Origin of the sequence: Proteiniclasticum sp., from assembly GCF_032054185.1 — a bacterium.
In the GTDB taxonomy this organism is placed as follows: domain Bacteria; phylum Bacillota; class Clostridia; order Clostridiales; family Clostridiaceae; genus Proteiniclasticum.
Genome location: NZ_DAMBTF010000008.1, coordinates 119,556 through 130,718 on the forward strand (window position 1 = coordinate 119,556; position 11,163 = coordinate 130,718).

At 35.5% G+C, this 11,163-nt stretch carries 15 protein-coding genes; 3 read left to right on the forward strand and 12 right to left on the reverse strand.

Annotation, left to right across the window (positions count from 1 at the left end):
* Window positions 1-391 precede the first annotated feature (391 nt).
* Together RTX25_RS06570 and RTX25_RS06575 are read right to left on the reverse strand one after the other, a co-directional pair.
* Window positions 392-1,228 (reverse strand): nucleotidyl transferase AbiEii/AbiGii toxin family protein, encoded by an 837-nt coding sequence (locus RTX25_RS06570; protein WP_312651974.1) that lies wholly within the window; start codon window positions 1,226-1,228, stop codon window positions 392-394.
* Complete coding sequence (locus RTX25_RS06575; RefSeq protein WP_312651976.1) at window positions 1,221-1,814, reverse strand: type IV toxin-antitoxin system AbiEi family antitoxin domain-containing protein; 594 nt, start codon at window positions 1,812-1,814, stop codon at window positions 1,221-1,223. Before RTX25_RS06575 ends, RTX25_RS06570 begins: the two co-directional genes overlap by 8 nt.
* Window positions 1,815-2,143: 329 nt before the next feature.
* Here RTX25_RS06575 and RTX25_RS06580 point away from each other — a divergent pair, with 329 nt between their 5' ends.
* Window positions 2,144-2,371: a hypothetical protein gene (locus RTX25_RS06580; RefSeq protein ID WP_312651978.1), complete on the forward strand. Its 228-nt coding sequence runs from the start codon at window positions 2,144-2,146 to the stop codon at window positions 2,369-2,371.
* 4 nt (window positions 2,372-2,375) lie between these two features.
* Window positions 2,376-3,944 (forward strand): recombinase family protein, encoded by a 1,569-nt coding sequence (locus tag RTX25_RS06585; protein WP_312651979.1) that lies wholly within the window; start codon window positions 2,376-2,378, stop codon window positions 3,942-3,944.
* Window positions 3,945-4,008: 64 nt separating this feature from the next.
* Here the strand turns inward: RTX25_RS06585 and RTX25_RS06590 are convergent, their stop codons facing one another.
* The gene (locus RTX25_RS06590) at window positions 4,009-4,335 is read right to left on the reverse strand and encodes a hypothetical protein (RefSeq protein WP_312651980.1); all 327 of its coding nucleotides are present in this window, start codon (window positions 4,333-4,335) and stop codon (window positions 4,009-4,011) included.
* Window positions 4,332-4,775 carry a hypothetical protein gene (locus tag RTX25_RS06595; protein WP_312651981.1) on the reverse strand — a complete coding sequence of 148 codons (444 nt, stop codon included), beginning with the start codon at window positions 4,773-4,775 and terminating at the stop codon, window positions 4,332-4,334. The genes RTX25_RS06590 and RTX25_RS06595 overlap by 4 nt, the downstream gene beginning before the upstream one ends.
* Before the next feature lie 137 nt (window positions 4,776-4,912).
* Between RTX25_RS06595 and RTX25_RS06600 the strand changes: the two genes are divergently transcribed.
* A complete protein-coding gene (locus tag RTX25_RS06600) occupies window positions 4,913-5,557 on the forward strand; it encodes a helix-turn-helix transcriptional regulator (protein WP_312651982.1) in 645 nt (214 codons plus the stop codon).
* A 50-nt stretch (window positions 5,558-5,607) separates the two neighbouring features.
* Here the strand turns inward: RTX25_RS06600 and RTX25_RS06605 are convergent, their stop codons facing one another.
* The 8 genes from RTX25_RS06605 to RTX25_RS06640 form a co-directional block, all read right to left on the reverse strand.
* Entirely contained in the window at window positions 5,608-6,354 is a 747-nt protein-coding gene (locus RTX25_RS06605; RefSeq protein ID WP_312651984.1) for a phospholipase D-like domain-containing protein, read from the reverse strand.
* Window positions 6,355-6,821: 467 nt separating this feature from the next.
* Window positions 6,822-7,145 (reverse strand): type II toxin-antitoxin system RelE/ParE family toxin, encoded by a 324-nt coding sequence (locus RTX25_RS06610; RefSeq protein WP_397428524.1) that lies wholly within the window; start codon window positions 7,143-7,145, stop codon window positions 6,822-6,824.
* The gene (locus tag RTX25_RS06615; protein WP_312651988.1) at window positions 7,138-7,422 is read right to left on the reverse strand and encodes a type II toxin-antitoxin system Phd/YefM family antitoxin; all 285 of its coding nucleotides are present in this window, start codon (window positions 7,420-7,422) and stop codon (window positions 7,138-7,140) included. Before RTX25_RS06615 ends, RTX25_RS06610 begins: the two co-directional genes overlap by 8 nt.
* Before the next feature lie 96 nt (window positions 7,423-7,518).
* A complete protein-coding gene (locus RTX25_RS06620) occupies window positions 7,519-7,731 on the reverse strand; it encodes a hypothetical protein (protein ID WP_312651990.1) in 213 nt (70 codons plus the stop codon).
* Window positions 7,732-8,148: 417 nt separating this feature from the next.
* Window positions 8,149-8,427: a GIY-YIG nuclease family protein gene (locus RTX25_RS06625; RefSeq protein WP_312651992.1), complete on the reverse strand. Its 279-nt coding sequence runs from the start codon at window positions 8,425-8,427 to the stop codon at window positions 8,149-8,151.
* A gap of 176 nt (window positions 8,428-8,603) precedes the next feature.
* Window positions 8,604-9,311: a zinc metallopeptidase gene (locus RTX25_RS06630; protein WP_312651994.1), complete on the reverse strand. Its 708-nt coding sequence runs from the start codon at window positions 9,309-9,311 to the stop codon at window positions 8,604-8,606.
* 26 nt (window positions 9,312-9,337) lie between these two features.
* On the reverse strand, window positions 9,338-10,702 hold the full coding sequence (locus RTX25_RS06635; RefSeq protein WP_312651996.1) for an MATE family efflux transporter: 1,365 nt from the start codon (window positions 10,700-10,702) through the stop codon (window positions 9,338-9,340).
* A 16-nt stretch (window positions 10,703-10,718) separates the two neighbouring features.
* On the reverse strand, window positions 10,719-11,163 hold a 445-nt coding region (locus tag RTX25_RS06640; protein WP_312651998.1), incomplete at its 5' end, for a MarR family winged helix-turn-helix transcriptional regulator.

Below are 11,163 nucleotides of genomic sequence, written 5' to 3' on the forward strand. Positions count from 1 at the left end.
TTATATAAATTATAACCCAAATTATGCTTTATTTGAACACCATTCATTCTAAAGAAATCTTTTGGTTAAAGGTGTAACTTTTTCCAAAACCCTTACCCCATAAAATACTAATCTGTTTCCAATCACACCTTAAATTCCTTGAACATATCTACCATCCAGAACTTAAAGCTTTCTCCTCAAAGAAATAAACCCTGGAAACGACTCCTACAGCTCATTTCCAGGGTTTTCATGTTCTATTTTCTTTCCAGCAGTACGACAGTCTCCACGTGTGTCTAAACCGCAGCCAGATACTATATATCAAAAGAACCCAGTGAAATAACCATCTAACAAAAGTATCCTGGGGGTAACTAAATTAAAAAGCCTAATTATAATTGAGATAAGTAAAAGGAGTTTACTCACTCATCATTTTCAGCAAACTGATTGCACTATCTATTACTGAAGAAAACGATACTTCCTGAGCATAGCTATTCTTCTTAACATAGCTATCCCATCTCCCAGAAAATACATCATCAAACTTTATATCACTTAAAAATTCTAGTATTTTATATGGCTCAAACACGGTTTCTCGAGTAGAAAATGTTCGATTGCAAGCACTTTTTAAGATCTCACCATCAATGTCTTTTCGCCTAAGAGTATATATAATATGTAGATCATAATAATCTTTACTACGACTGTTTAAATAGCTTTTCTCAAATATTGTGTGGATCTTCTCTGAAATCATTGTCTCAATTGGATAGGCTTTTATTAGAATATTTTCAACATTAAAGATACTGATGAAACTATAATTTATTGGATGTGGAGTTACAGCATCTCCAGTGGCAATATCCAACGGAACAATTTGTCTGATGTTCTCAAATCTACAAAGCACTTTTACTCGATACCCACTATATTCATCCACCTCCTTTATGGTCTCTACATCTATAATCTCATAAGATATGACACTACCCTCGGCATCTTTCAATATTTCTACAAGAATTTCAAGAATTCGTTCTTTAGTAAATTCGATGTTATTCAGCAACATATCTATATCCACAGTCGTTCTAGTCTGAACTCCAACAATGTTTGATAGAATAAAACCGTCCTTGAAAATAAAGTTATCTCTATATCTGCTACTACTGATTCTTTCTAGTAACCTCTCCAGAAAATAGTATGTCATCACTGAATTAAATGAAAGTCCTGTTTCCTTACTGAGCCTATGACACAATTGGGTTAACTTATCTTTATTCAAAAGCCACCTCCATAATGTCTCTTACTTTATTCGAAATACCCATCTTTGATGCAATTCCATACAGCATCTGAATATTCCTTTCATCGTAATCTTTATACGCTCGAATTGTTTTGACATAAATCTCTGGATCCACTTCTTTTTTATTCATGATGAAGTCACATAATACCCTTTCAAAAGAATAGACGTTTACGGTGTTCCCAAACATAGTCTTGGTTTCTACAATACCTAGTTCATACCAGTCTTTTCTTACAAAATGAACCAGCACTCCAGACCTCCTTCTATTGAACTTGTATCCGGAAATGACAGTAACTTCCATTATCTGAGGAATCTTATCGGGAACTCCGAGAAGATACAGTGCAGATTCATATGAAAACACTGATTTCTGATATTGGTACTGGAAGAAATAGAATTCATCATAATCTCCACTTTCAGTTACATAGATTCCAGGAAATGCTCTACTTAGAAATCCCTGTTTAACTAAGCGAGTGAGATAGACTGTTGGAATATTCCTTTCTCTACAAGTCTTCGCTGTGATGATTCCTCCAGACTGATTAAGGTGTTCCTTTATCTGCTTTATATAATCCATATCACTTCTCTCCTCTGTTGCATTAACACTTACATTATAGCCTTGCTTAAGTTTAAATGCAACATTTTATGCACTGATGCTTTGATTATTGAAGTCAGTGTTTATCAAGAAAGCATCTCCATATAGGTTCTGATTTTTTCTTCAACCCCAAATATCTTCTGTTTTTGCTAGATTAAAATGACTTAAAGAAGACGGAGTTGATTGTTGTTGTTTGTCAACCAAAATTGACCCCCTTTGACGTTGAAATCTGACCCCCTGGTTCATTTTTCAACAACCTGAAAATCATCATGAATAAGGCGTTTCTTATCGATTATTACTGTGTGAGTACCATGATTGGTGATGATTATTACCCCGCAATCATTGACCCAGATACCTTTGATGCCGTTCAAGAAGAACGGTTTAGACGGGCATCTGCTCTCGGCAGAATACGCGAGCCTAAAGAAGATAAGGCAGCTATCTACCCCACTACCTTCCACATCATCGAAGGGACACAAATTTATGATGATCCTTTTGCACAGGCGGCATATGCCTATAGCCTAATAGAAAGCGAGGTGTAAACAATTGGCGACAAATAAAACCGTTACGGTGCTTCCAGCAAGGAAGCATATCCGAAAAGATAGTGATGAAGAAAAGCCAAAACTCCGTGTTGCAGCCTACTGCAGGGTTTCTACCGACAGCGACGAACAGGCTACCAGCTACGATGCGCAGATTGAGCATTACACAGCTTACATCAACGGCCATCCGGATTGGACACTGGCAGGTATATATGCAGATGATGGCATCTCCGGCACCAACACCAAGAAGCGCGAAGAATTCAATCGAATGATCGATGAGTGCATGGCTGGCAGCATCGATATGGTCATTACTAAATCCATCAGTAGGTTTGCCCGAAATACCCTGGACTGCCTGAAATACATTCGACAGCTTAAGGAAAAGAACATACCCGTTTTCTTCGAGAAGGAGAACATTAATTCCATGGATTCCAAGGGTGAGGTCATGCTCACCATCATGGCTTCTCTTGCCCAACAGGAAAGCCAGTCCCTCAGCCAGAACGTAAAGCTGGGGCTTCAGTACCGCTACCAGCAGGGAGACATTCAGGTCAACTGCAACCGCTTCCTCGGATTTTCAAAGGATGAGAATAAGCGCCTGATCGTTGTCCCTGAGGAAGCAGAAATCATAAAGCGCATCTATCGGGAATATCTCGAAGGTGCCAGCATGCTAAAAATCAAGCGCGGCCTTGAAGCAGACGGCATTCTTAATGGTGCTGGAAATGAGAAATGGCATACCAGCAATATCAATCAGATTTTGCGAAATGAAAAGTATATTGGAGATGCCCTGTTGCAGAAAACCTATACTACTGACTTTCTTACAAAGACTCGAGTAAAGAACCACGGCGTTGTACCGCAGTATTACGTGGAAAACAGCCACGAGGCCATTATCCCGCGTGAAATATTCATGAGGGTACAAGAGGAACTCATCCAACGCCGCATCGTCCACACCAGCCCGAACGGTAAGAACAGGACCTTCAGCTGCATCCACTGTTTCTCTAACATGATTGTCTGTGGTGGCTGCGGCGAGGTATTCCGCAGGGTTCACTGGAACAACCGAGGCAAAAAGTCGGTTGTTTGGCGATGTGTCAGCCGCTTAGAAAACACTGGCCTGTTCTGCGAGGCCCGAACGGTACTTGAGATCACCTTAGAGCAAGTGATGGTCACAGCCATCAACCAAGCATTGTGTGATAAAGATCATTTTCTCATCACGCTGCAGAAAAATATCGAAACCGTAATTTGTCACGAAAACAGTCAGACCCTTACCGCAATCGATAAACGGCTTACAGAACTTCAAGCAGAGCTCTTGAAGCTCGCCAACTCAAAGGCTGACTACGAGAAGGTTGGCGATGAAATCTATCGCCTGCGTGAGGAGAAGCAGAAGGCTCAGGTCGAGAACCTCGGTCGGGATGAACTGCAAAAACGCATCACCGACATGAGCGAATTTCTGCAGGAGCAGCCCACTGCCCTTACCGAATACAACGAGGTGCTTGTCCGGCGGCTTATTGAAAAGGTATTTATCTATGAGGACAAATTCACAGTGGAATTCAAGTCAGGCTTGACGGTAGATATTCTTGAGTAGTTAGATCCAGGCCATCTAATGGTATTTCATACCAACAGGTGGCCTTTTCCCATTGTAAGGATTCTTATTTTTTCTTATTCCTGTTTTCATAATATTCGCGGCTATAATCCATTACTTCTGGATGATCGTCAAACATACTGTTGAGATACCCATATTTCTTAAAGAAGGTATCTTTCTTCTCATCTGTGTCAAATATTTCTTTCGTTCTTGTCCCAGGTATACGCTCATTCTCTTTCCCGTTGAAGAATTTGCTCGATTTACCCTCACGGTACTGCACCGGAGTTCCTTTATCAATGTAAAATCCCCACGACACACCACTTTCTTCGTTATCAATACGCTCTCCGTCATAATCTCCGTTGGCGAGATTCCTGAGAAGCTCTTTTAGACTCATGCTGCAACACCTCCCTTGATATGTGCGTCTACTAATGTTTGTCCCGGCTGAAGGATAATTCCCATGACCTCTGCTTCAGTGATCTTCTTTGCAGAAGCACGCCATCCTTCATGTAAGTTTCTGATGTGATCGCTGACTTCAAAGGGATCTTGAAAAGTCCTTGTCGTACTAATAACCGATATTTCTGTAGGATTGATGACATCTGTAACAGTGACAGATGACTGTGCAATCTTTTCGATAGTCGTCTGAGATAATTTCGGCGCCTTGGTAGGAGATTTTTCTATTGCACTACTAAGTGATTTCCAGAGGGCCTCAATTGAATCGCGATTCTTTATACATATAATAATCGCGATCAATGCAGTTACACTGATACCTGCAATAATTAGTTCCTTCCTATGTGCCTTAACCCAGACTAAGAACCCATTCTTCTTCTCTTCCATAATTCCTCCTTATCGTTCATGTTCATCTACATGTTTTAAAGAATTTCTTAACACACCTTTATTAAACAACACAACTATAGGTTGTGCAAGTAATAGAAGTGGGTTATAATTAGATGAATAAGGAGTGATATTATCCCATGAACGACATAATAGATAGAAAACAGTGTTGCTGGAATGCGCGGCTAAAAAAATGTATACTCGAGGGCGGATATACACAGGAGTCATTCGCACATGCGCTAAATGTAAAGTACAGTACCAAATTCACCCAAAAAACCATTAGTAGATGGGTGAATTTGGGGGATGCCAAGAATGGCATAAAAAGTTTCCCAGATTTTGAAAACATGCTTCAAGTCGCTGATTTTTTTAGTGTAGATGTTGGCTATCTCACTGGTGAAACAGATGATGATTCGTTTTCACTAGAGAAGGCGTGTTCTTATATGGGATTAAATGGCGAAGCGATAAAAGCCATAAGAGAAATTACAGTGCCTGAAAATATGGACAGTTTCTTTGGCAAATATAGAAGGGATACTTTTAACAAGGTCCTTTCAGCAAACGGATTCAGCAATTTTTTTGAGAGTCTAAACGATCTTCATCAAACATCTATTTCTCCAACAGAAGATAATCGCGTATTCGATGACTTGGACAGTGCAATTGATTACATGCGTGATCTGGAGTACAAAGGAAAAATTGAAAGATATGAATTGAGTGAAGCCCTAGTAATGCTGATTAATGAAATATATCCTAATCCGCCTCGAGTAAATTTGAATATCAAGGATAAATAATAATGCCTCTCTACCATTATGGTGGAAAGGCATTTAAACTTTCTTATGTGTTAGAACTTTAATAGTTCACTTTTCTTTAGTTTCATAAATTCATCAGCAAACGCCTCCGCTGTGGTTCTATTCCGGTCGATACTGATCGTTTCCTTGTTGTAATTTGCCGCTTTTGTCCAATTAAATGTACCATGAATTACTGTGTTCAAATCTATGATACAAAACTTTTCATGCATTATGTTTTTATAGAGAGATTCTATTCTTACCCAGTGCGTTGGGAAGTTAGTGCTTAAGTCAAATTCTGCATTTCTGTTTTTATCATTGTCATCCATTACAATTTCAATAGTTACACCTTGTGTCTTTTTTTTCAAGAGCTCTTTATATAGAACGGGGTCTGTAAACCATGCCATGGCTATCCAAATCAGATATTTGGCACTTCGGATTTCTTCAATTATCTGTTGTTGAATACCTTCAAACAAGATCTCTTGACTAATCTCCTCATCAACTGGCAGACTCCCTGGCCTAATCAATAAACTCCAAAATTCATACTCATCATCAGGAGGATAAATTTCATCACAAACCCCATCTAGATATTTCTCATACTTTTTCAACTCTATAATCTTCTCCGGAATAATACAAAGATAAATATATTCTTTATAGTGATTCCAAAGTCGGCGTGTGAATTCACCAGTTTTTTCAAATCTTACTACCGATATTTTCAACAGTGAAATTATTTGGTCCTTTTCTGGATGATCTCCAACTTTTACAGTATCAATTAATAGTTTCCTGAATTGTTGCTCATTCAAATCATTCATCCCCAATCTTCGATTTTCATAAAACATCTAAATTGACCACTGAAAGCCGATGTTATCTAAATCGACTACTCACAAAGTGTCGACATCTAAATCGCTCTGTCACCTAAAATATCATGCCTTTGGACTAGTTCACTCGAACCAATATTTTCACGAATTTTGCTCATCTGATTTTCACTTTCAAACCTCGGAAACCCTTTAGTTACAGGCTTCTTACTCCCCTTACTATTTTACCCTTGACATCAATACTACCGTCTCAACGTGCCTTGAGAGTACAATAAAGATGTTATGAAGAGACATTATCCCCTTGGGGGAAGATTATATATTTGTTATTTATTATACCTTCTTTTTTTAGAATCCCAATTACCAAAGAATTCATCTTCTTTAATAATTAAGTCATAATAAACATAGAAAAAGCTCTAAAGCTGATTGCTATAGAGCTTAAGGATATTGTAGCCTGACTATATTAAATTTTGATACTCTCTTCTTCCATCAACTATAGCATATATAATAACTGTTTTATTTTCCTCATTTACCTTGTAAAATATAAGGTGTTTCTCAACAATCACTACTCTGTATCCTTGTTTTTTCAAAATAGAATATCTGGGTATGCATCCTGAGTTAGGAAACTCTTTTAAACAATTGTCTTTTAAACAATTGATGGATTCTTCTATTTTATCTAAATATTTAAGAGCAACATCAACACTACCTGAATCATCTGCAATATAATAAATTATATCCCTCAGTTGATCTTCTGCTTTGTCTGTTCTCATAATCTTATACATTTTCATTCTTCCTATTTACCAAAGATTCACGAAGTCTATCTAAAGATTCTTGCATGGAACCCACTCTTCCACTTTTTACATCATCTTCTGCTTCTGCAAGAGTTCGAAGCAATTCTAATTCAGCTTTCATTTGCTTGTAATCCTGTAATCCAAGAACAGCTGTATCGCCACGACCATTTACAGTAATAATAACTGCCTCTCTGGTTTCCCTACATTGTTTAGATATTTCATTATATTTATTTCTTAGATCTGCTGATGGTCTAATATTTAATTCCATGATAGCACCTCTTTTCATATTAAATTCATACTCATATTATATCGCAATTTGACTATCCTGTAAATCTGAATGTTTTTAATTCTGCATGTTTTTAATTCAATACATTATTATACCCTTATAATTAAATCTATTTGTTAAATTCTTTAATCTTTCTTTTAAAAAATAGCTATTTATCTTTTCAAAACACTCCATTACTGAGTCTTTATATTTTTTCTTATCTACATTAGGTTTAAAATCCGAACCAATTGTATCCACAGTTGTCCAAGCCTTTACTAACATTAATAGCATTGCAGTTACAATCTTTTCCATCTCCTTGGCAGCAAAAATAATTATTGATAACTATACCACTCCTTCTTGGCTGGAAATTTGTCATCATAACCATCAGCTTATCTATTCCTTCCGAGGATGTACTATGCATAAATAATTTTGACATAATTCTAATTCCTTTCTTTTTGTTTTTAGATATAAAAAAATGGCGAAGTTTAGTTGGTATTTTTTCGACCTAAAACTTCACCATTTTATTTTCTTTATTAAATTTTCAGTTTTACATACCTATATATATCCCATACTATGACAAACCTATATTACAAAATAAAAAAGGCAGAATATAGAAGCATACTCTACCCTAGTAAAATCAACTACTTAATAAGCTATTTAGCGACGAATTTTATTAATAATGCGACTTAAAAAAGCTTGTCATTCCGAGTGTAACAAGGAATCTTTAGTTTAAAATCCCTCTGATAAGTCCTTCCATTCAGGATTAGTATTTTCTATTAATTCATTTTTGTTTTGTCTACACCAGCCCTTAATCTGTTTTTCCCTTGATATGGCAGCAGTCACATCTTCTGTATATTCAAAATATACTAATTTGTTTATATTATATTTTGCAGTAAAACCTTTTGTTAATTTATTTTTATGTTCATACACTCTACGTTCTAAATTATTGGTAATGCCTGTATATAGGACCTTATCATTCCAATTACTCATCATATATACATAATACAAATCATCACCCCTTAAGATTCCTCGCTATGCTCGGAATAACAAGATCTCTAGCTGCACACAAAACTACAAATGTATCAACTATCTAGTCATTCTTCTCTTTTCTATTAATCAAATGATACCTTTATTCCTGGCAAGATTTGTTAAGCATAATTTTCATAGCATACTTTCTTTTGATTTTATTCTTGATTATTTCTATTTCTAATCATAATAAGTCTTAATAATTGTGCTATCCCACTTGCCATAGCTGCTATATAAGTTAAAGCTGCAGCTTGAAGTACCTTCTTTGATCCCTTGATTTCATTTTCGACTACAAAACCATTAGTATCAAGTAGTTCCAAAGCTCTACTACTTGCATTAAACTCTACTGGAAGTGTAATGATTTGAAATAAAACTGCTGTTCCAAAAAGTAATATTCCTATATTCATAAGGCTACCTAAACTAGGAATAAGTAATCCTATCATCATAAATGGCCAAGCGGCAGAAGAGCCAAATCTAGCTATAGGAAAAACTATATTTCTTAAAGATAATGGAATATATCCATTAGCATGCTGAATAGCATGTCCTACCTCATGAGCAGCTACACTTACTGCAGCTACAGAATGTCCTTCATATACTTCTTGGGATAGTCTCAAAATTTGTTTTGTTGGATCATAATGATCACTTAACTTACCTCTTGAAAGTTCAATTGGTATATTTTGCAAACCATGTTGATCTAATAATCTCCTTGCAACTTGAACTCCTGTATATCCCTTTTGTGTCGGTACTCTCAAATATTTAGCAAAATTTGATTGTACTTTGCTTTGGGCATATATGGTTAAAATAACTGCTGGAATTAATATAATCATGGTTGGATCAAATCTAAAATAACTAAAAGGATAAAACATTTTCCTCACTCCTTAATTTAAAGTTTTTAGTAATCTAGTTCCTTTAATACGTTTTTAAACTGAATAGTAAACATTATACTTGTTATTGTAACAGCAATAATATCTGCTACTGGCTCTGCTAAAAATACTGCATCTACCTTGTTTTCTAAAAACAAAGGTAATATATATATAAGTGGAATTAAAAGAATTATCTTACGTAAAATAGCTAGAAATACAGATGTCTTTGCATTTCCTAAGGCTATAAAAGTCTGCTGACAGCTAATTTGAATTCCAAATAATAGAGAAGCAGCCATGTAAATTCTCATTGCTTTAATAGAAATACTAATTAACTCAGCATCTTTAGTAAAAATTTTGGCAAATATTTGTGGAGATAACATTGCAATTGCCCATAATCCTATTGAATAAGTTAGAGATGCTTTTAGTAACAATAAAAATGCTTCTTTAACCCTATCCCCTTTCCCTGCTCCATAGTTAAAGCTAATAATTGGTGTGGCTCCTTGGGTAAGCCCAACTAATGGAAGCATGGAAAATTGCATAACACTTGAAAGAATAGTCATGGCTCCAACTGCTAAATCTCCACCATATTTTAGTAAAGATGTATTAAATGATATGGCTAAAATACTTTCTGTTGATTGCATAATAAATGGTGCTAGTCCAAGGGCTATACAAGGTAATAATACTTTAAAATCTATCTTTAGATATTTTTTCTTGATTTTTAATAAAGTCTTATCTCCTATAAGAAATTTTATAACCCATAATGCAGAAACTCCCTGGGATATTATAGTTGCTAAAGCTGCACCTTTTACTCCCATATTAAACCCAAAAATAAATATTGGATCTAAGATAATATTTAATATTGCTCCAATTAGTACTGTAAACATACTTGTCTTTGCAAATCCTTGTGCTGTAATAAATGCATTTAGACCTAAAGAAAGTTGTACAAACAATGTTCCACAAGCATAAATTTTCAAATAATCCAATGCATATTTTATAGTATTTTCACTGGCTCCAAATGTCATTAACATTTTCTCTCCAAATATAAGCACTACAGCTGTTAATATCACTGAAATAAATACTAGTGCAGTAGTACAGTTTCCTAGTATTTTCTCGGCAGTATCTTTATCTCCTTTTCCCATCATAATTGAGGAACGTGGTGCACCTCCCATACTAACTAAAGCAGCAAATGCTGATATAACCATAATAATTGGCATTGTAACACCTACTGCAGTTAATGCAGTAGCTCCTACTTTAGGAATATGTCCTATGTACATTCTGTCCACCAAATTATACAAAAGATTAATAATCTGCGCTGTAATGGCAGGAATAGCCATACTAAATAGTAATTTACTTATACTTTTTGTTCCTAACTCACTTTGTTGTTTATTTTCCATCTCTTCTATCTTCCTCTCATTCTTCAAGTTCATCAATGATGTTTTCATACATTTTATTTAATACTGTTTCCATTACTTTATATTCTTCTTCAGATATATTGGAAGTAAGAATATCAAAAAACTGTTTTTGAACTTCATGTAACTTTTTTACAATTGGCATAGCCACTGGTTCAATTTTAAGATGAATACATCTTTTATCTAACTCATCTATATCATAGGATAGATATCCCCTTTTATATAAAGAATCTACTGACTTTGATATCATAGACTTTGACATAGCACGATATCTAGCTATATCACTTGCAGTATTAAGTGGGGCATTATTATGCAAAAATAGAAGTACATCTATTTCATTTTGGGTCAATTCTAATTCCTCTGATACTTGATAAAACATTTTTTCATACACTGTTTTAGCTAATTTCAAATGACTTAAAGTTGATGGAGTTGCCTGTCCGTAAATT